We start from the raw sequence: 23,191 nt of genomic DNA on the forward strand, positions 1-23,191 counted from the left end.
ACCCCACCCCCCACCACCGCCGACCGGCGGAGGAGCCCCACGGGCCGAGCAGGAGCTTCGCGCGCCCCGGCCGACGCGCCGCCGTGCGGAGCCGTCGCGGCGCGCGGAGCCGGCGCCGGGAGTGCGGACGGGGCGCGGCCGTGCGCGGGAGTGCGGGCCCGACGGGCGCGTACGCTGGGTGGCCGGTGAACTGCCGGCCCCGCCGTGGGCCGGGCGTCCGTCGGAGGGAAGAGGATGACCAAGCAGCCCGGCAGCTCCGCCGCCGCGGAGTCCGACCAGCCGGTTCCGGCGGCCGACGCGACCGTCGTCGAGCCGGAGCGGCAGCCGGGCCCGGCCGACGCCGTCGGGTCGGACCGGCCGGCCGCCGGGGAGGACGGGACCGCTCCGTCGCTCGCGCCCGGCGCACCGGCGCTCGCGCTGCTGGCCCTCGGCTGGCTGGCCGCGATGCTCTGGTCGACCCGCGAGGCGATCGACTCGGCGGCCGCCGGGGTCACCGCGATCAGCCTCTCCGCGTTCGCGCTGCCGGGGGTCATCTCGGCCGCGCTGGTCGCCGGCGCCGCCTTCGCCCTCTTCGGCGTCGACCTGCTCGCGCGCCGGGGCAGCGACCGGGTCACCCTGCGCTTCGTGGCCGCGATCGGCACCGGCCTGCTGGTCGCGCTCGCCGCCGCGTTCGCGATCAACCTGACGTACGCCGACAACGCGACCACCAACGTGATCGCCGGCACCACCGCCGCCGCGGCGACCATCGGCGGGGCCATCGCCGGCGCCCGCACGGCGCCCGTCGTCGGGGCCGTGGTCGCCGCCGCCCTCGGCACGCTGATCTTCGTGGTGGCCTTCAGCCGGGCCCGCGACCCCCTCTTCGACCTCTTCGGGGCCGGCGACACCCAGGAGTCGCTGCTCACCGCCGCCAAGTGGGTGTCGCGCACCGAGTCGCTGCTCGCCGGCCTGGTGGCGGGGCTGCTCGCCTTCGGCTACCTGACCTGGGCCCGGCGTCGGGCCGCCCGGCGGGACGCGGCGACGCCCGCGCCGCGCTGGCCCGCGTACCTGCTGGCCGGGGCCGGCCCGGGCCTGCTCCTGCTCCTCGCCGAGGTGGTCATCCGGGTCGGCGGCCGCTCCCTGCTCGACCTGGCCGGCGCGCTGAGCGAGGCGGACGCGGTGGCGCAGACCTCGCTGGGCACGTCGCGGATCGACAACGCCATCTGGGTGCTCTTCGTCGGCGCGCTGACCGCGATGATCGCCTTCGGCCGCACCCTGGGCCCGGCCCGGTCCGACGACGAGCCGGACGAGGCCGCCCCCGCCCGCTGACGGCGGGAAGACGTCGTCCAGGGTGTCCTGCGGGCCGGGCGTCGCCGCCGGTCGGCGACGGGCCGGCTCAGGAGGTGGCGCGGAGCAGCAGGTCCAGCTCGGAGACGTCGTACCACTCCAGCTCGTGGTCCTCGGCCCCGTCGACCGTGAACTGCGCGTCCGGGTCGCCCGCGAGGGCCTCGGTGACCACCTCCGCCGCCGCGGCGACGTCCTCGGCCGCGTCGGCGCCGTCCACGTGGATCGCGGCCACGGCGGCGACGGGCACGGGCGCGCTCAGGTCGACCGCGCTGGAGCCGAGCTCCCCGTCGCCCCGGCCGACCGCCGAGGCGGGCAGGTCCACCGAGACGACCACGCGACGGCGGGGCGCGGCGGCGTCGGCCCGGAGCAGCTGGAGCGCGTCCTGGGCGGCGCGGGTGAACGCGACGTACTCCAGCTCCTCCTCGTCGCCCTCGGCGTACCACTCCCGCAGGGTGGGGGTCACCGCGTGCGCGGCGGCCACGGGCAGGCCGGGCCCGCGCAGGAGGGTCAGCATCGGGACGGTCGCCGGCACGTACACCCGGACAAGCTCCTCGGTCACCGGTCGTCTCCCCCGCTCAGGTCCTCCGCCGGCCTCCGCCGGTCCGGCGCCGATCATGCCGTACGCCGTGACCGTCATACACCTCGCACCTGCCCGGCGGAAGCTCCCGGCCGGTGTGTCCCCCGGACGCGTCGGTGCGGGCACCCGTCCGCCGGCTGGGCCCTGTCGGCTGTCGGTGGCAAACTGAGCCAAACGACGCCGACCCCGGGAGTTTCCGTGGAACCGAGGTTCCTGCTGCTCTCCGACGTGGCCACCGAGCTGAACGTGTCGGACTCGCAGGTCTACCACATGGTGCGCAGCGGCGAACTGCCTGCGATCAAGATCGGCGGACGGGGCCAGTGGCGCGTCGAGCGCGCCCGGCTCGAGGAGTACATCGAGCGCAAGTACGCCGAGACGGCCGAGTGGGTGCGGAGCAACCCGCTGGCGGAGCGCGACCCGGAGTAATCGCGCCGATCCCCACAGGCATTGACCGCCGGCTCTGCCTTGCCCAAGAATGGGAGGCGTTCGAAGGCAAACGTAGGTAAACGCAAGATCATGGGAGGGTCAGGATGACCGACTCGCGCCGCCCCGGGCCGACGCGGCCTCCCGTCCGACTGCGCCCCGCGCCCTCGTTCGAGCCGCCGTTCGCCGACGAGGACGCCGCCCACTGGCCCGCCCCGGCGCACGCCCAGCTCGCCCTCGACCTGTTCGAGCCGGCGCGCCGCGAGGCCGACCGGCCACCCGGCCGCCGGGCGCGGGTGTCGCCCGCCCCGGCGGGGCCGGGGCGCGGACCGGCCACCCCGCTGCCTCCCGGGGCGCTGGTGACCGCGACCGCCGAGGCCACCCGAGCCGCCCACCGCTTCGTCACCACCTGCCTGGAGGTGCTCAACGGCTACCGCCCGCCCGGGCAGCTCCGACCGCTGCTCGACCCGGCCTGCGCGGCCGCGCTGCTGCCCGAGCTCGCCCGCGCCACCGCCCGGTCCGGCCCGGTGCGGCGCCGGTCCACCCGGCCCGTCACCCGGCTGCGTCGGCTGCGGGTCTGCGAGCCACGCGCCGCAGCCGTGGAGGCCGCGGCGGTGCTCGCCGGCGCGGGCGGGCGCGCCTGGGCGATGGCGCTGCGCCTGGAGCACCGCCGCGGCACCTGGCTCTGCACCGCCCTCCAGGTCCTCTGAAACGCGACCGAGCCGCGGTCGGCGAGGACCGCGGCTCGATTGCTCCGGCGGGGCGCACGCCCCGCTCACCTGCTGGTCAGGCGCCGCCGTTGGGCGCGCCGTGGCAGCGCTTGTACTTGCGGCCGGACCCGCACGGGCACGGCGCGTTGCGGGACGGACCGTTGCCGGCCTCCGCCTGCCCCGGCGCCGAGCGCCGGCCGGCGTTCGCGGCGACGGCCGGGCCACGCAGGCCCGAAGCCGGGCGCTGCGGCGCGGCCGGGGCGGTCGTCCCCGGCGCCGCCGGCGCGGCCGGGGCCGGCCGGCCGACGCCGAGCGCCGGCGCCTGCTCCTCGGCGCGCTCGACGGCCACCGCGCCCGCGCCGGCCTCGCCGTCGATGGTCGGCGCCGAATACTGCAGGCCCTGCTGCTGCGGCGTCCGGCCCAGGCCCTTGGCCCGGATCTCGACCGGCTTGTCGAGCAGCGTGACCTCCTCGGCCTCGGGCTCCGGCTCGTTGACCTGGACCTCGAGGTTGTAGAGGAAGCCGACCGTCTCCTCCTTGATGCCGTCCATCATGGTGGCGAACATGTCGAAGCCCTCGCGCTGGTATTCCACCACCGGGTCGCGCTGGGCGTACGCCCGCAGGCTGATGCCCTCCTGGAGGTAGTCCATCTCGTAGAGGTGCTCGCGCCACTTGCGGTCGATCACCTGGAGCAGGACCATCCGCTCCAGCTCGCGGGTGCCCTCCGTGCCGAGTTGCTCCTCGCGCCGGTCGTACGCGGCGTGCGCGTCCTCCTTGAGGCGGGAGAGCAGGAAGTCCGCGTCGATGCCGGCCCGGGAGCCGCCGGCCTCCTCCTCCAGCTCCTCGATCGTGACCCCGACCGGGTAGAGCTGCTTGAGGCTGGACCAGAGCTGCTCCAGGTCCCAGTCCTCGCCGTAGCCCTCGGAGGTGGCGCCCCGCACGTACGCCTCGACGACGTCGTCGATCATGTTGCGGACCTGGTCGGAGAGGTCCTCGCCGTTGAGCACCCGCAGGCGCTCGGCGTAGATCACCTGGCGCTGCTTGTTGAGCACCTCGTCGTACTTGAGGACGTTCTTGCGGATCTCGGCGTTCTGGCCCTCGATCTGGGCCTGCGCGCTCTTGATCTGGCGGGTGACCATCTTCGACTCGATGGGCACGTCCTCCGGGATGTTGAAGCGGTCCATGACCGCCTCGACGGCACCGGAGCGGAAGCGCTTCATCAGCTCGTCCTGCAGGGACAGGTAGAACCGGGACTCGCCCGGGTCACCCTGCCGGCCGGAGCGGCCGCGAAGCTGGTTGTCGATCCGGCGCGACTCGTGCCGCTCGGTGCCCAGCACGTAGAGGCCGCCGACGGCGGCGACCTCCTCCGCCTCGGCGTCGCAGGCCTGCTTCCACTTGGGCAGGACCTCCTCCATCGCCTTGGCGTACTCCTCCTCGTGCTCGATCGGGTCGAGGCCACGCTGGCGGAGCTCGTTGGCGGCGAGGAACTCGGCGTTGCCGCCGAGCAGGATGTCGGTGCCCCGGCCGGCCATGTTCGTCGCGACCGTGACCGCGCCCTTGCGGCCGGCCTGGGCGACGATCTCGGCCTCGCGGGCGTGGAACTTGGCGTTCAGCACGGAGTGCGGGATGCCGCGGCGGCGCAGGAGCTGGGAGAGGATCTCGGAATTCTCCACCGAGACCGTGCCGACGAGCACCGGCTGGCCCACGGCGTGCCGCTCGGCGATGTCCTCCACCACGGCGTTGAACTTGGCCTTCTCGGTCTTGTAGATCACGTCCGGCCGGTCCTGCCGGACCATCGGCCGGTGGGTCGGGATGGTCACCACGCCGACCTTGTAGACCTTGTTGAACTCGCCCGCCTCGGTCTGGGCCGTGCCGGTCATGCCGGAGAGCTTCTCGTAGAGGCGGAAGTAGTTCTGGAGGGTGATGGTGGCCAGGGTCTGGTTCTCCTGCTTGATCTCCACCCCCTCCTTGGCCTCGATCGCCTGGTGCATGCCCTCGTTGTAGCGGCGGCCGTGCAGGATGCGGCCGGTGAACTCGTCGACGATCAGGACCTCGCCGTCGCTGACGATGTAGTCCTTGTCGCGCTTGAAGAGCTCCTTGGCCTTGATGGCGTTGTTGAGGTAGCCCACCAGCGGGGTGTTCACCGACTCGTAGAGGTTGTCGATGCCCAGCCGGTCCTCGACCTTCGCCACGCCGCGCTCGGTGACGGCGATGGTCCGCTTGGCGTAGTCGACCTCGTAGTCGCCCTCGCCGTCCTTGCCGGGCTGGAGCCGGGCCACCACGCCCGCGAACTCCGAGTACCAGCGGGCGGAGTGCTCGGCCGGGCCAGAGATGATCAGCGGGGTGCGGGCCTCGTCGATCAGGATCGAGTCGACCTCGTCGACCACGGCGAAGTTGTGGCCGCGCTGGACCAGCTCGTCCCGCGACCAGGCCATGTTGTCGCGCAGGTAGTCGAAGCCGAACTCGTTGTTCGTGCCGTAGGTGATGTCGCACTCGTACGCGGCCCGGTGCTCGGCGGCCGGCCGGTTGGGCAGGACCACGCCGACGGTGAGGCCGAGGAACTCGTGCACCCGGCCCATCCAGGCGGCGTCGCGCTGGGCCAGGTAGTCGTTGACCGTGATGACGTGCACGCCCTTGCCGGAGAGCGCGTTGAGGTAGACCGGCATGACCGAGGTCAGGGTCTTGCCCTCACCGGTCTTCATCTCGGCGATGTTGCCGAAGTGCAGCGCCGCGCCGCCCATCACCTGGACGTCGTAGGGGCGCTGGCCGAGCACCCGGGCGGCCGCCTCCCGACACACCGCGAAGGCCTCCGGCAGCAGGTCGTCGAGGGTCTCGCCGTCAGCGAGCCGCTCCTTGAACTGCTCGGTCATGCCGCGCAGCTCGTCGTCGGTGAGGTTGACGTAGTCGTCCTCGATCGAGTTGACGGCGGCGGCGATGGCCTTGAGCCGGCGCACCATACGGCCCTCGCCCGCGCGGAGGACCTTTTCCAGAATCGACACGGATCAACGCTCCCCTAGACAGTCTCGAACCATCGTAGGCGCTCCATCGGCGCGATGGTCACTGGTGGCGGCCCTCCGACCCGGCGAAACCGACATAACTCGCTCGGTGCCCGCCGTCCCGCCGATATCCGGTTACGCCGTCCGCGAACGATCCGGCACGATGGCTCGGGTGGAACCTGTGGAGATCACCGAGGACGGCCTGCTGCTGCGACCCTGGCGGGCGACCGACGCCGACGCGGTGCACCGGGCGTGCCAGGACCCGGACATCCAGCGCTGGACCACCGTACCTCGCCCGTACCTGCCCGAACACGCCCACAGGTTCGTCACCGAGGTGTCGCCGGGGGACTGGGCGGCCGGCACCGGGGCGCCGTTCGCGGTCTGCGACCCCGCCAGCGGCGAGGTGCTGGGCTCCTGCGGGCTGGTGTCGATCGACGCCGGGCACGGCACGGGCGAGATCGGCTACTGGACCGCGCCCTGGGCCCGCGGCGGCGGCGTCACCGTCCGGGCCGCCCGGGCCGTCGCCCGGTGGGCCTTCGACAGCCGGAAGCTGCGCCGGCTGATCTGGCAGGCCGAGGTCGGCAACCACGCCTCCCGCCTCGTCGCGCTCCGGACGGGCTTCCGCGTCGAGGGCCGGCTGCGGCTGGCCGACCCCGCGCCCGACGGCGGCCCGCAGGGCTGGATCGGCTCGCTGTTCCCCGGGGAGGTGCCCGCCCCCGGCGAGACCGGGCCGGCCGGGCCCGGCACCCTGGAGGCCCGCCGGGCCGCCGTCTTCGGCCGGCCCCAGCCCGTCCTCTTCGCCGGCGCCGGCGGTGGCGAGGTGCGGCTGCGCCCGATGGAGGAGCGCGACTTCCCGGCGATCGTGCAGACCTGCCGGGACCCGGAGACCATCCGGTGGACCAGCGTGCCCGACCCGTACGAGCCGGCCGACGCCGAGTCCTACCTGACCTACTCGCGCGGCGCCTGGGCGGGCGGCACCAGCGCCTGCTTCGTGGTCGCCGACGCCGAGGACCGGTACGCCGGCTCGATCGACCTGCGGCTCTCCCCCTCCGATCCGCTGCTGGCCGACGTCGGCTTCATGACCGCGCCGGCGAGCCGGGGCCGGGGCGTCATGCCGGCCGCGCTGACCGCCCTCGCCACCTGGGGCTTCACCACGCTGGGACTGGCCCGCGTCGAGTGGCGGGCCAACGTCGGCAACACCGCCTCGCGCCGGGTCGCCGAGAAGGCCGGCTTCACGGTCGAGGGCACCGCCCGGGGCGGGCTCACGCACCGGGGCGAGCGGGTGGACACCTGGGTCGGCGCGCTGCTCGCCGGAGACCTGACGTGACGCCCGAGGTGATCGAGTCCGACGGGGTGCGGCTGCGGCCGTTCCGCCCCGACGACGTCGCGGACCTGGCCGCCGGCTGCGCCGACCCCGTCAACCTGCGGTTCAACCCGGGCATGCCGCAGCCGTACACCGAGGCCGACGCCCGCTGGTGGATCACCGAGGGCGCCCCGGCGGCCCGGGCCACCGGCGGGGCCGCGTACGCCATCGCCGACCGCGCCACCGACCGGCTGGTCGGCGGGGCGGGCCTCAGCCAGGTCGTGACGCTGCGCCGGCAGGCGGAGGTGGGCTACTGGGTCGCGCCGTGGGCGCGGCGGCGCGGCGTCGCGACCGCCGCCACGCGGGCCCTGGCCGACTCCGCGTTGCGGTGCGGGTTCGACCGGCTGGAGCTGCTGACCCACGCGGAGAACCCGGCCAGCCAGCGGGTGGCGCTCGCCGCCGGATTCCGCCACGAGGGGGTACGCCGGGCGGCCGGCCAGCTCCGCGGCGGCGGCCGGTCGGACCTGACGGCCTGGGTGCGCCTCGCCGACGACCCGCCCGGCCCCGCTCCCCGGCTGCTGCCCGACCTGCCCGACGGCCGGCTCACCGACGGCGTGGTGACGCTGCGCCCGCTCGGCCCGGACGACGTCGACGTGATGTACCGGCTGCACACGTTGCCGGAGGTGGTGGCGAACCAGGCCCCGCCGGTGCCGCCCGCCCGGTCGGCGATCGAGGGACGCTGCCGGTCGTCGGAGAGCGCGTGGCTGACCGGCAGCATCGCCCGGCTGCTGATCCTCGACGCGGACACCGACGAACCGGTCGGCAGCTGCGGGCTGTCCTACACCGACGCGACCGCCGGGGAGGCGAGCGTCGGCTACGCGCTGCTGCCCGCCGCGCGCGGTCGCGGGCTCGCCACCCGGACCGTACGGCTCCTCGCCGGCTGGGCGTTCGGGCCGGCGGGGATCGCCCGGCTGGTCGCCGCCACCCTGCCCGACAACGTCGCGTCGCAGCGGGTGCTGGAGAAAATCGGCTTCCGCCGGGAGGGGCTGCTGCGCGGCCGGCTGCCGGGGCTGGCGGGCACCCGGATCGACGACCTGGTCTTCGGGCTGCTCCCCGACGAACTCCGCTGACGGCCCCGGTGGCCGTGGTGGCGGCGCGGGCCGCCACCACGGCCGTCGGGATCAGATGGCGAGGGAGATGATTCCGTAGTCGTAGGCGTGTCGCCGGTAGACGACGCTCGGCCGGCCGGACTCCTTGTCCTGGAACAGGTAGAAGTCGTGGCCGACGAGTTCCATCTGGAACAGGGCGTCGTCGACGGTCATCGGCTCGGCGGGGTGCACCTTCTCCCGCGCGATGTGCCAGGGCTGGTCGTGCTCCTCCTCGACCCGTTCGGCGACGGCGGTGGCCGTGCCGGCGCGGGCGCCGTCGGCGGAGGCCCCCAGGGGGACGTCGAGGTCGGCGACCGGCAGGCCGGCGGTGGCGGCGGCGACGGAGAGCGGGGCGTGTCGGCCCCGGTGGACGCGGCGGCGGTCGGCCGCCCGGCGCAACCGGGTGTCGAGCTTGGCGATGGCCGCGTCGAGCGCGCTGTAGAAGTCGTTCGTGCAGGCTTCCGCCCGGATCACCGGGCCCCGGGAAACGCAGGTGATTTCGACGCGCTGGCAGTGGTCCGCCTGGCGGGGATTGCGCTCGTGGAAAAGCTCCACATCGACGCGAATGAGTTTGTGGTCGTAGCGTTCGATCTTCGCGAGCTTCTCCGCCACGTGCACCCGGTAATGGTCCGGCACTTCGACGTTACGGCCCTTGACCACGATGTCCATGTGACCTCCCTGGTCGGATGGTCGTTCGATCCGGCATCCGGTCGCTCGCCCCTGGGGGAGGTCCCACTCGGCGTCGACCGGTCAGTGCGGCTACGCCTCCTTTCACCGCCGGAGGCGGGTGGGAAGACCTCCTACCCCCGACAGGAAAACGCTAACTCCTGTTTGCCCGGCAGTCACCCCCGGTCGCCGAGCCGGCCAGAAATTTTTCACACCTCATACACCAACGGGTGAAACGGAAACACGATCGGTTACGACCGGTGCCGTTTCTCGGTCGCGGCGAGCACCGCCGCCACCGTCGGTGACAGCCCGCTCGCGGTCAGCGCGCGCCCCACGGCGGCGAGGGTGGCGCCGGTGGTGAGGATGTCGTCGAGCACCACGACCGCCGTACCGTCCGCGGCGGGCCCGCCCCGGGGGCGGACCCGGAAGGCGGACTCGGCCGCCGCCGCCCGCCCGGCGCTGTCCAGCGTCACCGAGTCGGGACGGGGCAGCGCGCGCAGGGGCCGCCGCACCCGCACCGGCCAGCCCGCCCGGCGCAGCCGGTCCGCGCAGTGCCGGGTCAGCCGGCCGAGGTGGTCGCCGTAGCGGGCGCGGGCCGCCGCCGCGGTGTCCGGCACCGGCACCAGCGTCACCGGCCGCGCCCCGCCGACCGCCGCCGCCACCACCTCGGCGAGCAGCGCGCCCAGCGGCCGGGCCAGCCCGTGCCGGCCGTGGTCCTTGTACGCGAGCAGCGCCTCCCGCAGCGGGCCCGCGTACGGGCCGAGGGCGAAACAGTGCGGCAGGTCGGGCGGGGCGGGGGTGGGGCGCACCGCCCGGGGCCGCAGCCCATCCAGCGCCGCCACGCACTCCGGGCAGACGCCGTGCCGCAGCCCCGGCCGGCGTTCCCGGCAACCGGCGCACTCCACGGGCAGCACCAGGTCGGTGAGGTCCGCCCAGAGCGCGCCGAGATCCGGCATCAGTAGAGGAAGAAGGGGGCGGTCGGGTTGCCGGCGCGCGTCCCGGTCGAGGGCGGCGACACCTGCACCTGTTCCGGCTGGATCCGCTCGAACGGCGCGCTGCTGTACGCCACCCCGTTCGCCTCGTACATGGCCGCGCCGCGCGGCACCTCGGTGTTGGCCGGGTACGCGGCGAGGTGGGTCACCCGGGCGCCGATCTTGTCCTCCACCCGGCTGTCCCGGGCGCCGTCCACGCTGACCTCGTAGACCGCCGGGCGGCCGGACTTCCCCGCGAGGATCAGCTTGTCCTCGCCGTACCAGTCGACGGCCGACAGGTCGGTCAGCCGGGTGGGCAGCCGACGGGCCGGGCCGAGGGTCACCCCGCCCTCGTTGGCGCTCAGGGCGGCGACGTGGAGCGCGCCGCCGGCGATGACGGCGATCCGGTGCCCCTCGAGCGAGGCGGCCACCGCGGTCACCCGGCCGGGAACGCCGAGCGACACCGGGGTGAGCTGCGCCCGGGCGTCGAAGCGGTAGAGGACGCCGTCGGCGACCACCAAGCCGGCCGGGGCGCCGCCGGCCGTGGAGCGCAGCCACACCGGCCGGCCGATCGCGCCGTAGCCCTTGGCGCTGCGGGTGAAGACGGCGACCGGGTCGCGGCCGGTGCCGACGGACAGCCACTGCCGGCCCGCGTCGGTGACCACCAGCGCCGCCAGGATCTGGTCGTCGGCGCGGCTCAACCCGGCCGTCACGACGTTCCTGTTCACCTCGGGCGCCACCGGCACCGCCGCGATCGTGCCGGCGGCGTCGGCCAGCGGGTGGACGGCGCCCTCGTAGACGCAGAACCGCTGGAAGCCGTCGCCGATCCGGTACACCGGGTGCGCCTGCCGGTGCGCTTCGAGGTCGGGGATGTCCTTCCGGGGCTGGGTGCGGATCTTGATCTCCAGCGGCCCGTCGACGTCGTCCAGCGACCAGGCGAGCTGCGTGGCGAACTGCTCCAGCCGGACCTTCTCGTCCGGCATCTCCAGGTCGACCTCCCAGCGGCCGTCCGTCCGGGTGGCGTTGTTGATCAGCCGGGTGCCGTCCGGCAGCCCGGTGACCCCGGAGCGCAGCCAGAGGGAGGGACCGGCGGTCAGCCACTTCACCACCTCGCTGACCAGCCGCTCGTCGGGCACGGCGAGGGGCAGGTAGCGCTGGTCCGGCACGAGCCGGGTGCGGTCAGAGGTCCAGAAGTAGATCGTCCGGCTCTGGTAGTACGCCTCCAGCGCGTCGACGCTGAGCAGCAGCACGTTCGGCGGGTTGGCCACGAACAGTCCGGCGTCCACCCGGCCCTCCTGCCCCGGCGGGTTGCGCAGCTCGAAGGAGTACGACGTGGTGCTCGTCTCCGGCGGGGCCAGCGTGCCGTCGGCGCGCAACTGGCCCACCTGCTGCACCTTGAGCGTGACCTCGGTCCTGTTGTCCGGGGCGTTGACGATGACCGGCTCCTCGGTGAGCCGGACGACGGTCAGCGCGACCTCGCTGCCCTCCTTCACCTGGAGGCGGTCCCGGTCCTCCGGGGCGATGAACTGCCGGACCCGCTGGTAGGCCCGGTCCGGCTCGCCCGCCGCGGCGGAGAGGAAGTTCTTGACGAACTGCTCCTTCTCGCTGCTCGCGCTGCGGTTCGGGGGCTCGCCCCGGACACCGCTGACGGAGCCGGCCTCCGCCGCCGGGCCGGATCCCTCCACCCGCACCTCGGTGTGGTCCGGGATGCCGCAGCCGGCCGCGCCACCCAGCAGCAGCGCGCCGCCGAGCACACCGGCGAGCAGGTGGCGCCTCACGATCCCACCTCCGTGCGTCCCCCGGCTCCCTGCCGCCCCGGCCCGACGGCCACCCCGTCCGTGGCCGGGCCGATCGCGAGCACGCCCCCGCTGCCGGGGCCGATCGCCAGCAGCCCGCCCTCACGGGGGCCGCCGAAGGGCAGGGTGGCGTCGGCCGGCACCAGCCGCAGCGGCGAGGTGGTCAACCGGTCGCCGGCCCGGGCCGGCAGGGTGAGCCGGAACTGCGCGCCCTGCCCGGGCGCGCCCCACGCCTCCAGCCAGCCGCCGTGCAGCCGGGCGTCCTCCAGGCTGATCGACAACCCCAGCCCGGTGCCGCCGGTCTGCCGGGCGCGGGACGGGTCGGCCCGCCAGAAGCGGTTGAAGACGAGCTTCTCCTCGCCCGGCTTGAGGCCCACCCCGTGGTCGCGGACGGTGATCGCGACGGCCGTGTCGTCCATCCCCAGGGTGATCAGCACCGGCTTGGCCTCGCCGTGCTCGACGGCGTTGCCGACCAGGTTGCGCAGCACCCGCTCGACCCGCCGCGGGTCGACCTCGGCGATCACCGGGGTGGTGGGGACGTCCAGCTCGATGGGCACGCCGACCCGCTCGGCCAGGCCGGCCAGCCGGTCGGCGACCCGGTGCACGACCGGCACCAGGTCGGTCGGCTCGGAGTCGAGCATCGCGAAGCCGGCGTCGAAGCGGCTGATCTCCAGCAGGTCGGTGAGCAGCTCCTCGAAGCGGTCCAGCTCGGCCTGGAGCAGCTCGGCGCTGCGCGCCACCGCCGGGTCGAACTCGTCCCGCTCGGCGAAGATCAGGTCGGCGGCCATCCGGACCGTGGTCAGCGGGGTGCGCAGCTCGTGCGACACGTCGGAGGTGAAGCGGCGTTGCAGCCGGGACATCTCCTCCAGCCGCAGGATCTGGCGTTGCAGGTTGGTCGCCATCTGGTTGAACGACGCGGCGAGCAGGGCCAGGTCGTCCTCGCCGTTGACCGCCATCCGCTGGTCGAGCAGGCCGGCGGAGAGCCGCTGGGCGGTGCGGGCGGCCACCCGCACCGGGGTCACCACCAGCCGGGTGACCAGGCCGGCGAGCAGGCCGAGCAGGATCACCAGGGCCGCCCCGGTGGCGACCACCGTCGCGCGGGCGTCGGCGGCCGTGGCGTCCTGCCGGGTCAGCGGCACGAGGTAGTAGAGCTCCACCTGACCGAACTTGGTGGGCACGGGCGAGCCGTAGACCAGGTACTTCGTGCGTTCCCCGCCCAGCCGGCCGGTGCGGATCTGGCTGGCCACCTTGCCCCCGGCGACCGTGGCGCGCAGCTCGCGGCTGATCAGCGGCCGGACGTTGACCGCGGGCGAGGACCGCGGCTGGATGAGGCCGGTGTGGCTGTCGGCGGTGAGCGCCACGATCACGCCGGTGGTCTGCTGTGGGTCACCGCCGGCGAGGTAGTTGACCGTGCCGTCGACGGTCTCCTGGAACTGCGCCTCCTGCGGCTGGTTGTAGAGGCCGAACTGCTTCGCCGCGTACGCCGCGCCGCTGTCCAGCCGCACCCGCACGTCGGTCTCGGCGTTCTCGATCAGGATGCTGGTGATCTTGTCGGCGATCAGGTAGGCGAAACCGCCCACCAGCAGGCTGGACGCGACCAGTGTGATGGTCACCACCCGCAGCTGGAGCGACCGCCGCCAGGCCTGGTGCAGCCCCGCGAACAGGCGCGCGGCCCGGCCGCTCACGCCGCGCCACAGCTCCCGCGCGGCGACACGCCGGCGCGAGGCTGTCGTCTGGGGGTCCGGGATCGGGGAGGTGGCCACAGTGCGACCAGGCTATCCGGTGCCCGCCTTGTAGCCCACGCCCCGCACGGTGAGGATGATTTCCGGCCGCTCCGGATCCGGCTCGATCTTGGCGCGCAGCCGCTGCACGTGCACGTTGACCAGCCGGGTGTCCGCCGCGTGCCGGTACCCCCAGACCTGCTCCAGCAGCACCTCGCGGGTGAACACCTGACGCGGCTTGCGGGCGAGCGCGACCAGCAGGTCGAACTCCAGCGGCGTCAGCTTCACCTCCTCGCCGTCGCGGCTGACGGTGTGCGCCGGCACGTCGATGGTGATCTGGTTGCCGGGCGGCCCGATGGTCAACATCTCGGGGGCGACGTCCTCGCCGCGGCGCAGCCGCGCCCGCATTCGGGCGACCAGCTCCTTGGGCTTGAACGGCTTGACCACGTAGTCGTCGGCCCCGGACTCCAGGCCGAGGACCACGTCGACGGTGTCGCTCTTGGCGGTCAGCATGACGATCGGCACGCCCGACTCGGCCCGGATCGACCGCGCCACGTCGATGCCGCTCATGCCGGGGAGCATGAGGTCGAGCAGGACGATGTCCGGCCGGTTCTCGCGGAACGCGGCCAGGGCCCGCTCCCCGTCGGCGACGAAGGAGGGCAGGAACCCCTCGCTGCGCAGGACGATGCCGAGCATCTCGGCGAGCGCGGGGTCGTCGTCGACCACCAGTACCCGGGCTCTCATGGGGTTAATGTTTCCATCCCGTTCAGTTCGGTGGGATCCGCGTCACCCGGCACGGTACTGCCGTGGGACGCCGCCGCCCAGCAACCGACGCCGGCGTCGCCGCCCCGGCGTGCGGGTCCACCCGATCGGACCGCGCGTGTCACCATGATCCCCGCGTGCGCCGTCACGCGCCACCGCCGCCCGTCCCCAGGAGTACGCGTGCCCGACGCCGGCCCGACCGCCGTGCTCCCACGCCGCCCGCTCACGGTCGGCGAGCTGCTGGACTCCGCGGTCCTGCTGCTGCGCGGGCAGGCCCGGGTGCTGGTCCCGCTCGCCCTCGTCCTGGCCGTCGGCGAGCAGCTCCTGCTCTACCCGCTGCGGCTCTTCGCCGGCGTCGCGCCCCCGGTCTGGTTCGGGGGGTTCGAGCGGTTCGGCGCGTACTGGCTGCTGCTGGCGACCGGCGCGGCGACCGAGGCGATGATCATCACGCTGCTCGGCAACCCGGCCGCCCGGGCCGCCGGCGGCGCGCTGTTCGGTCGTACGGCCGGGCCACGGGAGGTGCTCCGCCCCGCCGGCGCCCGGTGGGGCGCCACCATGCTGCTGACCGCCCTGGTCGGGGTGGTGATGTGGGCGGCGGCGCTGTTCGGGCCGGCCTGGTTCGTCGGCTTCGCCCTGCTCGGCGCCGTGGCACCGGCGCTGGTCGTGGACCGGGCGCACCCGCTGCGCGCCCCGCTGCGGGCCGCAACCCTGGCCGTCCGCGGCGGCGGCCGGGCCGGCTGGATCCGGCTGCTCGGCTACCTGGCCTGGTGGATCGTCCGCCTCGGCCTCGGCATCGGCGTCTACTACGGGCTGGACGCGCTCGACCTGGTCGACCGGGACTGGGCCGCCTGGCTGTCGCTGGCCGTGTGGGCGGGCGTGAACAGCGTCGCCTACCCGGCCCTGGCCTGCCTGGACGCGGTGCTGCACCTGGAGACCCGGATGCGCACCGAAGGGCTGGACATTCGGCTCTCCCGAGCGCGGGCGGGCACGCCGGAGACCGCTCTGCTGGCGGCCGACCGATGAGCTTCAGCCGGTGGTGGACCGAGACCACGGCCGCGCTCGGCGACCACGTGCCCCTCCCCCTGGCCGCGCTGCTGCTGGTGCTCGCCGCGGTGCTGGTGGCGGTCGGCTGGTACGCGTACCCCGCGTGGGTGCCCCGCCGGCTGCCCCGGTTGCGTCGCCGCCGCCGGGAGCCCGCGCCCGCGGACGCCCCGGCGCCGGTCGTACCCGCGCCGCGCGAGCCGGAGCCGGAGCTGCCGGCCGCCGCGTACGCCTCCCTCGCGGACCGGCTGGCCGCCGAGGGCCGGTACGCCGAGGCCGTCCGGGAGCGGCTGCGCGCGATGATCCGGGAGCTGGTCGCCCGGCGGCTGCTGGAGCCGCAGCCCGGCATGACCGTCATCGAGGTGGTGCGGGCCGCGACGGAGCACCGCCCGCAGGTCGGTCCGCCGCTGAGCGCCGCCGGGACGGTCTTCTCCGAGATCTGGTACGGCCAGCGCCCCGCCACGCCCGAGCACGACCGGCGGATGCGGGAGCACGCCGCCGACCTGGACCGGCTGCTGACCGGCCGCCCCGAGGACGGGCCACTACCATGAGCGCACAGGTCGCCGCCGCCCCACCGGCCCCCCGGGCCGGCGCCGCCCCCCGGCGCCGCCGCCGGCACCGGCTGCTGATCCCGTTGGGTCTGGCCGCGCTGCTGCTGACCACCACCCTGGTCACCCACGCGATCGACCAGCCCGACCCCACCGACCGGGGGTTCCTCTCCCCCGTCGCGACCGGGGACGACGGCGGCAGCCGGCTCGCCGAGGCGCTGCGCGGGCGAGGGGTGACGGTGCAGCGGGAGACGGACACGCTGCCCGCGCTGCTGGCCGCCCGCGGCGAGCCGGCCACGCTCTTCGTGCCCGCGCCGGCGCTGCTGCACCCGGACACGGTCGGCGCGTTGCGCTCGCTGCCCTCGGCCACCCGGCTCGTGCTGGTGGACCCGCCGAGGCGGGTGCTCGACGCGATCCCGCTGGGGATCGAGCCGGCCGACCGCAGGTGGGCCGCGCAGGCGGTGGAGCCCGACGCGCGGGGCCTGCCCTGCCCGATGCCCGAGCTGCGCGAGCTCGGCCCGGTGGCGGTCGGGCTGCAGCGCTACGCGGTCAGCCCGGGCGCGTCCGCGCCGCAGTTCTGCTTCGACGGCGGGCTCGCCCGGCTGCTCCGGATCCCCGAGAGCGTGGTGGTGGTCGGCGCCAGCGATCCGTTCCGCAACGACCGGATCGACGAGTGGGACAACCGGGCGTTCGCCACCGCGCTGCTCGGCGGGACGGGTCGGGTGGTGTGGCTGGACCTGGACGGCCCGGCGCCGCCGCCGACCTTCGGCTCCGGCAGCAGCGGCAGCCCGGCCTGGTCGCCCACGCCGGGCGGTTCCACCGAGTACGACGGGCCGGGCGGCGGCCGCCCCGGTGGACGCCCCGGCGGCGAGGGGGACGGCGACGCTGGGCGCGGTGATCCGGGCCGCGGCTCCGACGACGACGGCGACGACTCCAGCGCCGGCGGCTCCGACCCGCCGAACCCGCTCTGGTCCGCCTTCCCCGGCTGGTTCTGGGCGCTGCTGGTCCAGCTCGCCGTGGCCGCCCTGCTGGCCGCCCTGTGGCGGGCCCGCCGGCTCGGCCCGCCGACGCCGGAGCCGCTGCCGGTGACGGTCCGCTCGGCGGAGACGGTGCTCGGCCGGGCCCGGCTCTACGAGAAGGCCGGCGCCCGGGACGTGGCCGCGCGCACGCTGCGCACCGCCGCCCTGGACCGCCTGCTGCCCCGGCTGAACCTGCCGCCGACCGCCCCGACCGCCGAGGTGGCCGCCGCGGTCGCCGCCCGCACCGGCGACGGCCCGGGGCGGGCCGAGGAGTTGCTCTACGGCGGCGCGCCCGACACCGACCAGGATCTGCTGGAGTTGGCCCGCGCGCTGGACCGGCTGACCCGCACGGTCGCCCCACACCCGGCCGACGGGCCGCCACCGACCGCCGCACCGCACCCGCACCGACCCGAAGGAGACGCCCGGTGACCCGACCCGCCGGAACCGCCGAGCCGCCGACCGCCGGCGCCGCCGACCCCCGTGCCGCCCTGCACCGGCTGCGTGCCGAGGTCGCCAAGGCGGTCGTCGGGCAGGACGCGGTCGTCACCGGCCTGGTGATCGCCCTGCTCTGCCGTGGGCACGTGCTGCTGGAGGGCGTGCCGGGCGTGGCCAAGACCCTGCTGATCCGCACCGTGGCCACCGCGCTCGACCTGGGGTCCAAGCGGGTGCAGTTCACCCCGGATTTGATGCCGGGCGACGTGACCGGCTCGCTGATCTTCGACCCGCACACCGCCGCCTTCGCCTTCCGCGAGGGCCCGGTCTTCACCAACCTGCTGCTCGCCGACGAGATCAACCGGACGCCGCCGAAGACCCAGTCGGCGCTGCTTGAGGTCATGGAGGAGCGGCAGGTCACGGTCGAGGGCGACCGGCGTCCGCTGCCCGACCCGTTCATCGTCGCCGCCACCCAGAACCCGATCGAGTACGAGGGCACCTATCCGCTGCCGGAGGCGCAGCTCGACCGGTTCCTGCTCAAGCTCACCGTGCCGCTGCCCAGCCGGGAGGAGGAGATGGGGGTGCTCCGCGCGCACCACGCCGGCTTCGACCCGCGCGACCTGACCGCCGCCGGCGTACGACCGGTGGCCACCGCGGCCGACCTCGCGGCGGCGCGGGCGGCGGTCGGCCGGGTGCACATGGCCGAGCCCCTGTTCGGCTACATCGTCGACCTCTGCCGGGCGACCCGCAGCACGCCGGCGCTGGAGCTGGGCGCCTCGCCCCGGGGCGCGACCGCGCTGCTCACCACCGCCAAGGCGTGGGCCTGGCTGGCCGGCCGGGACCACGTCGTCCCGGACGACGTGAAGGCGGTCGCCCGGCCGACGCTGCGGCACCGGCTGCGGCTGCGGCCCGAGGTCGAGCTGGAGGGCGTCGGCGTGGACGCGGTGCTGGACACGGTGCTGGCCACCGTGCCGACGCCGCGATGACCTGGCGGGCGGCGCTCCTGCTGGCGGTCGGCGCGCTGACCCTGCCGGCCTGGCCGGCGCCGTTCGTCGGCCTGCTGGTGATGACCGCCGTGGTGCTGCTGCTCGTGCTGGTCGACCGGGCGCTGGCCGTGCCGCCGGGGGCGCTCGCGGCGGCCCGGGAGGGCGACCGGGCGGTCCGGCTCGGCGGCACGGCCACCGTCACGCTGCTGCTGCACAACCCCGCCGCCCGTACGCTGCGCGCCCGGGTCCGCGACGCCTGGGTGCCCTCCGCCGGCGCCCGCCCGGACGTCCCGCCGTCGCGGACGGTACGCGTCGAGCCGGGCGGGACGGCGGCGCTGCCCAGCCGGCTCACCCCCCTGCGGCGGGGCGACCGGCCGGCGGTGACGCTGACCGTGCGCTCGTTCGGGCCGATGGGGCTGGGTTTCCGGCAGCGCTCCGGCCACCCGGCCACGCCGCCGTGGACGCTGCGCGTGCTGCCCCGCTTCGACTCGCGCCGTCACCTGCCGGAGAAGCTGGCCCGGCTGCGGGTGATCGACGGCACCCAGGTGAGCCGCGGGCGCGGCCAGGGCACCGAGTTCGACACCCTCCGCGAGTACGTGGTGGGCGACGACGTGCGGTCGATCGACTGGCGGGCGAGCGCGCGCCGGGCCGACGTGCTGGTGCGGACCTGGCGGCCCGAGCGGGACCGCCGGCTGGTCTGCGTGTTGGACACGGGGCGCACCTCGGCGGTGCGGGTCGGCGACGAGCCCCGGCTGGACACCGCGATCGACGCCGCGCTGCTGCTCACCGCCCTCGCCGCCCGCGCCGGTGACCGCGTCGACCTGCTCGCCGCCGACACGGTGGTCCGGGCGACGGTGACCGGCAGCGGGCGGCCGGCCCTGCTCCCCCGGCTGGTGCACGCCCTCGCCCCGCTCCAGCCCGCGCTGGTCGAGACGGACTTCGACCTGATCGCCGGTGAGCTGCTGCGCCGGCGGAGCCAGCGCAGCCTGGTGGTGCTCTTCACCGCCCTGGAGGCCGGCGCCCTCGGCGAAGGGCTGCTGCCGGTGCTCCCCCGGCTCGCCGCCCGGCACAAGGTGGTGATCGCCGCGACGCACGACCCGGTACTGACCGCGCTCACCACGGCCGCCCCGCAGCGCCCCGGGGACGCCTACGCCGCGGCGGCGGCCTGGCGGGCGCTGGCCGAACGCGACCGGGTGCGCGCCGCCCTGGGCCGGCACGGGGTGATGGTCGTCGACGCCCCGGCGGGTCGCCTGGCCCCCACCCTGGCCGACACCTACCTGCGCCTCAAGTCCCTCGGCCAGCTCTGACAGCGAACCGACGGGTCCGACAGCGAACCGACGGGGAGGTCAGCGGGCAGCGTGCGGGTCGAGGACGTCGTCGCCGGCGGACGGCGCGGCGCCCGCCCGGCGACCGAGGACCACGACGTACGCCAGGAAGGCGAGCCAGACGGCGGCGCCCACGGCGACGCGGAACGGAACCGGCACCGGCGCGGGGGTCACGAACGCCTCGATGACGGCGGAGACCGCGAAGAGCCCCACCAGGCCCACGGCGACCAGGACGCCCTCGCGGCCCGCCCGCGCGACCGCCTGCCCCCGGGTGAGCTGCGCGGGCGGCGCGATCCACGCCCAACCGGTGCGCAGGCCCAACCCGGCCGCCACGAAGACGCCGGTCAGCTCCAGCAGCCCGTGCGGGGTGATCAGTCCGAAGAAGACGTCCGCCCGGCCGTAGGCCACCATCACCCCGCCGACCACGCCGATGTTGAGGGCGTTCTGCCAGAGCAGGTAGAACACCGGGACGATCAGCACACCGGCGGCGAGGCACTGGGCGGCGAGCCACGCGTTGTGCGTCCAGAGGTGGAAGGCGAAGGTCGGCGCGGCGAACTCGGTGTAGTAGCCGGCGAAGCCCGACTCGACCAGGTCGGCGGCCGCCTCCTCGCCGATGAAGGCGCCCGCCGTGTCCGGGTTGCCCGCCACGAACCAGATGAGGAAGAAGCTGAGCAGGGTGAAGCCGGTCGCCACCCCGCACCACCAGGGCCAGGCGCGGTACACCGCGCCGGGGAAGCCGACCAGCAGGAACCGGCCGACCGCCGCCCAGGACGGCCGGGGGCGGCCGGTGAGCCGGGCCCGCGCCCGCAGCACCACCTGGGAGAGCTGGCTGACCAGCGCCGGGTCGGGTGAGCGGCTGCGCAGCACCGAGAGCTGGGTGGTCGCCCGCTGGTAGAGGGCGACGAGTTCGTCGACCTCGGCGGCGTCGAGCCGGCCCCGCCCGGAGAGCTGCTCCAGGCGCCGCCACTCCCCGCCGTGTTCCGCGACGTACGCGTCGAGATCCACCGTCACCCCCGTTCGGCGATCATAGTGTTCACTGTCGGGGTGAGAGCGCAACCACGACCGCCGGCCCGACCCGCCCCGTGGGGCGACGCCGGGCTGGTCAGCGGGGAGGCCGTGGAGCTGGACGTCCGGGCCGCCCGGATCGGCTCCCGGGTGCTCGCGCTGATGCTGGACGTCCTGGCCCAGCTGGCCCTGCTGCTGATGCTGTCCATCGTCGCCGGCATCGTGCTCGTCAACCTGCCGGCGGCGCTGGTCGACGGGGCCCTGGCCGGTGGCCTCGCGACGGTGGGGCTGGTCCTGGTGCTGGTCGGCTACCCCGTGCTCTGCGAGCGGTTCAACCACGGCCGGACGCTGGGCAAGATGGCGGTCGGGCTGCGCGTGGTCAGCGCCGACGGCGCCCCGGTCGGGCTGCGGCAGTCGCTGACCCGGGCGCTGGTCGGCGTGGCGGTGGAGTGGCCGGGCCTGGTGCTGCCGCTGCTGAGCTGGGTGGCCGGGGTGGCGGTGATGCTGTCCGACCGGCAAGGGCGTCGGCTGGGCGACCTGGTGGCGGGCACGCTGGTCGTGCACACCCGGACGGCGACGGCCTGGCGGCCGGTCCCGACCGCGGTGCCCGTGCTGGTCGGCTGGGCGCACACGCTGGACCTGAGCCGGCTGGACGACGGCCTGGCGCTGGCCGCGCGGCAGTACCTGGCCCGGGTGCACCAACTCGCGGAGCCGGCCCGCGGACGGCTCGGCCGCGGCCTGTGGACCGAGATCTCGGCGGTGACCACGCCGCCCCCACCGCCGGGCATGCCGGAGTCGGTCTACCTGGCGGCCGTCCTCGGCGAGCGGCACCGGCGGGCCTGGCACCGGCTGGGTCGTGGCCGGGCCGTCGCCGCGACGCTCTGGCCCGAAATGACGCCCGGCCCACCCGCGCCGCCCTACGCGGCCCCGCCCGGGATCGCCGCCCCGCCCGGCACGATCCGCCCGGCGGTGCCGGGCGCCCGGCCCGCCGTCGCCTCGCCGGCGCCGGCGGGCGGCGCCCCCACGCCCGGCGCCTGAGCGGCGGCGGGCCGCCGACCGTCGGCCGGCTGTGGCAGGATCCGGCTCGCTCGCCCCTACCGAGACGGGAACACCGTGTCCGACGATCTGTTCACCCCCACCATCGCCCCGGCGGCGTACGAGACGCGACGCCCGCCGTGGCGACCGCAGTCGCTGATCTTTCCCGCCGTGTTCGGCGGGCCGGCGGCGGCCACCGTGCTGGCCCTGGTCAACGGGCACCGGCTGGGCCTGCCCCGCCGGACGAACCTGGCGGTGCTCGGCGTCGGGCTGGCCGCGCTGGCGGCCCGGCTGGTGGTCACGCTGACGATCTTCGACAACGGGGCCGACCGCCCCGTCCGGCTGGTCGGGGCGCTCTCCGGCGCACTGGTCTGGCTCGCGGCCTCCGCCGCGCAGAAGCGCCGGTTCCGGGCGTACGAGCTGCGCGGGGGCGAACCGGCGTCGCTGTGGCTGCCCGGCATCGGGGCGGTGTTGTTGATCGGCTTCGCCGAGGCCCTGCTCGTCATGCTGGTGGCCGCCGCGTGACCGCCCCGGAGATCCACCTCGCCCGGGTGGCCCACCTGCTGGAGCTGAACCGCCCCGAGCAGGCGCTGGACGAGATGAGCCGGCTCCCCGCCGCCCTGGCCACCAGCCCCGCCGCGTTCCGGCTGCGGGCGGCGGCGCTGACCGCGCTGGACCGCTGGGACGACGTCGTCACGGTCGCCCGCCAGGGGCTGGCCGAGACCGGCCCGGACGCGGAGCTGCTCGGCCGGCTGGGTCTCGCGCTGCGTCACCGTCGCGAGTTCACCCCCGCCGAGCGGGCGCTGCTCGACGCGCTCGCCATCGAGCCGGAGAATCCGTGGCTGCTCTGCCAGTACGCCGACCTCTGCTCGGCGGTGGGCCAGACCGACAAGGCGGAACGCCTGGTCGCCCGGGCCGCCGCGATCGTCCCGGACGCGCCGGCCGTCTTCGCCGCCCGATTCCAGCTCGCGTACGCCCGGGGCGACGACCGGGCCGCCGAGCGGATCGCCCGGGAGTTCCTCGGGGCGTGGCCGGGCAATCCGGCAGCGCTCGCCCTGCACGGCGTCGCCGCGGCCCGGCGCGGCCGGGTGGGCGCCGCGCACCGCGCCTTCGGCGAAGCGGTGGCGCACGACCCGACCGACGCCGACTACGCCGAGGCCGCCTGGGAGACCCGGGTGTACGCGCACCCGCTGCTGCTGCCGCTGCGGCCGCTCTACCGGCTGGGGATCCTCCGCACCTGGCTGCTCGCGATCGGCGTGGTCGTGCTGCTCAACCTCGCCGGGCTGGACCTGCTGGCGGGCCTGTTCGGCCTGGCGTGGATGCTCTTCTGCGTCTGGTCGTGGATCGCCCCGCCGCTGGTCCGCCGGATGGTCCTCGGCCGGTGGCGCTCGTGAGCGGGTGCGGG

21 protein-coding genes are annotated in these 23,191 nt (G+C 75.5%); 13 read left to right on the forward strand and 8 right to left on the reverse strand.

Annotated elements, in window-relative coordinates; all coding sequences use genetic code 11:
• Positions 1-234: 234 nt before the first annotated feature.
• Positions 235-1,305, forward strand: coding sequence for a hypothetical protein (locus ACSNOB_RS25430; RefSeq protein ID WP_436689056.1), 1,071 nt, complete (start codon positions 235-237; stop codon positions 1,303-1,305).
• Positions 1,306-1,372: 67 nt separating this feature from the next.
• On the opposite strand, the gene ACSNOB_RS25435 is transcribed toward ACSNOB_RS25430, so the two are convergent.
• Entirely contained in the window at positions 1,373-1,882 is a 510-nt protein-coding gene (locus ACSNOB_RS25435) for a DUF6912 family protein (RefSeq protein WP_436689058.1), read from the reverse strand.
• 216 nt (positions 1,883-2,098) lie between these two features.
• On the opposite strand from ACSNOB_RS25435, the gene ACSNOB_RS25440 reads away from it, so the two are divergent.
• Positions 2,099-2,326: a helix-turn-helix domain-containing protein gene (locus ACSNOB_RS25440; protein ID WP_350685633.1), complete on the forward strand. Its 228-nt coding sequence runs from the start codon at positions 2,099-2,101 to the stop codon at positions 2,324-2,326.
• A gap of 104 nt (positions 2,327-2,430) precedes the next feature.
• Positions 2,431-3,033, forward strand: coding sequence for an Rv3235 family protein (locus ACSNOB_RS25445; RefSeq protein ID WP_436689060.1), 603 nt, complete (start codon positions 2,431-2,433; stop codon positions 3,031-3,033).
• A 76-nt stretch (positions 3,034-3,109) separates the two neighbouring features.
• Here the strand turns inward: ACSNOB_RS25445 and secA are convergent, their stop codons facing one another.
• Positions 3,110-6,031, reverse strand: coding sequence for a preprotein translocase subunit SecA (secA, locus tag ACSNOB_RS25450; RefSeq protein WP_436689062.1), 2,922 nt, complete (start codon positions 6,029-6,031; stop codon positions 3,110-3,112).
• A 160-nt stretch (positions 6,032-6,191) separates the two neighbouring features.
• Here secA and ACSNOB_RS25455 point away from each other — a divergent pair, with 160 nt between their 5' ends.
• Both ACSNOB_RS25455 and ACSNOB_RS25460 read left to right on the forward strand, forming a co-directional pair.
• Positions 6,192-7,355, forward strand: a complete 1,164-nt coding sequence (locus tag ACSNOB_RS25455) for a GNAT family N-acetyltransferase (protein WP_436689064.1) — start codon at positions 6,192-6,194, stop codon at positions 7,353-7,355.
• The gene (locus tag ACSNOB_RS25460; protein WP_436689066.1) at positions 7,352-8,461 is read left to right on the forward strand and encodes a GNAT family N-acetyltransferase; all 1,110 of its coding nucleotides are present in this window, start codon (positions 7,352-7,354) and stop codon (positions 8,459-8,461) included. Before ACSNOB_RS25455 ends, ACSNOB_RS25460 begins: the two co-directional genes overlap by 4 nt.
• Positions 8,462-8,512: 51 nt before the next feature.
• On the opposite strand, the gene hpf is transcribed toward ACSNOB_RS25460, so the two are convergent.
• From hpf to mtrA, 5 genes are all read right to left on the reverse strand, one after another.
• Positions 8,513-9,148: a ribosome hibernation-promoting factor, HPF/YfiA family gene (hpf, locus tag ACSNOB_RS25465; protein WP_393112633.1), complete on the reverse strand. Its 636-nt coding sequence runs from the start codon at positions 9,146-9,148 to the stop codon at positions 8,513-8,515.
• A gap of 248 nt (positions 9,149-9,396) precedes the next feature.
• Positions 9,397-10,101, reverse strand: coding sequence for a ComF family protein (locus tag ACSNOB_RS25470; protein WP_436689068.1), 705 nt, complete (start codon positions 10,099-10,101; stop codon positions 9,397-9,399).
• Positions 10,101-11,894, reverse strand: coding sequence for an LpqB family beta-propeller domain-containing protein (locus tag ACSNOB_RS25475; RefSeq protein ID WP_436689070.1), 1,794 nt, complete (start codon positions 11,892-11,894; stop codon positions 10,101-10,103). Before ACSNOB_RS25475 ends, ACSNOB_RS25470 begins: the two co-directional genes overlap by 1 nt.
• Positions 11,891-13,675 carry an MtrAB system histidine kinase MtrB gene (gene mtrB, locus ACSNOB_RS25480; RefSeq protein ID WP_436689072.1) on the reverse strand — a complete coding sequence of 595 codons (1,785 nt, stop codon included), beginning with the start codon at positions 13,673-13,675 and terminating at the stop codon, positions 11,891-11,893. Before mtrB ends, ACSNOB_RS25475 begins: the two co-directional genes overlap by 4 nt.
• Positions 13,676-13,687: 12 nt before the next feature.
• Entirely contained in the window at positions 13,688-14,377 is a 690-nt protein-coding gene (gene mtrA, locus ACSNOB_RS25485) for an MtrAB system response regulator MtrA (protein WP_210835520.1), read from the reverse strand.
• Between the two features lie 198 nt (positions 14,378-14,575).
• Between mtrA and ACSNOB_RS25490 the strand changes: the two genes are divergently transcribed.
• Genes ACSNOB_RS25490 through ACSNOB_RS25510 form a run of 5 tightly spaced genes read left to right on the forward strand, consistent with a single transcriptional unit; the run spans position 14,576 to position 19,728 of the window.
• Positions 14,576-15,418, forward strand: a complete 843-nt coding sequence (locus ACSNOB_RS25490; protein WP_436689075.1) for a hypothetical protein — start codon at positions 14,576-14,578, stop codon at positions 15,416-15,418.
• Complete coding sequence (locus ACSNOB_RS25495) at positions 15,415-15,987, forward strand: DUF4129 domain-containing protein (protein WP_436689076.1); 573 nt, start codon at positions 15,415-15,417, stop codon at positions 15,985-15,987. Before ACSNOB_RS25490 ends, ACSNOB_RS25495 begins: the two co-directional genes overlap by 4 nt.
• Entirely contained in the window at positions 15,984-17,432 is a 1,449-nt protein-coding gene (locus ACSNOB_RS25500) for a DUF4350 domain-containing protein (RefSeq protein ID WP_436689078.1), read from the forward strand. Before ACSNOB_RS25495 ends, ACSNOB_RS25500 begins: the two co-directional genes overlap by 4 nt.
• 59 nt (positions 17,433-17,491) lie before the next feature.
• Entirely contained in the window at positions 17,492-18,421 is a 930-nt protein-coding gene (locus tag ACSNOB_RS25505; RefSeq protein WP_436689090.1) for an AAA family ATPase, read from the forward strand.
• Positions 18,418-19,728 (forward strand): DUF58 domain-containing protein, encoded by a 1,311-nt coding sequence (locus ACSNOB_RS25510; RefSeq protein WP_436689080.1) that lies wholly within the window; start codon positions 18,418-18,420, stop codon positions 19,726-19,728. Before ACSNOB_RS25505 ends, ACSNOB_RS25510 begins: the two co-directional genes overlap by 4 nt.
• A 39-nt stretch (positions 19,729-19,767) precedes the next feature.
• Here ACSNOB_RS25510 and ACSNOB_RS25515 read toward each other — a convergent pair whose 3' ends face one another.
• Positions 19,768-20,757 (reverse strand): stage II sporulation protein M, encoded by a 990-nt coding sequence (locus tag ACSNOB_RS25515; RefSeq protein ID WP_436689082.1) that lies wholly within the window; start codon positions 20,755-20,757, stop codon positions 19,768-19,770.
• 33 nt (positions 20,758-20,790) lie between these two features.
• Between ACSNOB_RS25515 and ACSNOB_RS25520 the strand changes: the two genes are divergently transcribed.
• The 3 genes from ACSNOB_RS25520 (at position 20,791) to ACSNOB_RS25530 (ending at position 23,180) form a co-directional block, all read left to right on the forward strand.
• Entirely contained in the window at positions 20,791-21,789 is a 999-nt protein-coding gene (locus tag ACSNOB_RS25520) for an RDD family protein (protein ID WP_436689084.1), read from the forward strand.
• 75 nt (positions 21,790-21,864) lie between these two features.
• Positions 21,865-22,311, forward strand: coding sequence for a hypothetical protein (locus tag ACSNOB_RS25525; protein ID WP_436689086.1), 447 nt, complete (start codon positions 21,865-21,867; stop codon positions 22,309-22,311).
• A complete protein-coding gene (locus tag ACSNOB_RS25530) occupies positions 22,308-23,180 on the forward strand; it encodes a tetratricopeptide repeat protein (RefSeq protein WP_436689088.1) in 873 nt (290 codons plus the stop codon). Before ACSNOB_RS25525 ends, ACSNOB_RS25530 begins: the two co-directional genes overlap by 4 nt.
• Positions 23,181-23,191 lie beyond the last annotated feature (11 nt).

The sequence above is a fragment of the Micromonospora sp. URMC 106 genome (assembly GCF_051386395.1).
Classification (GTDB): domain Bacteria; phylum Actinomycetota; class Actinomycetes; order Mycobacteriales; family Micromonosporaceae; genus Micromonospora.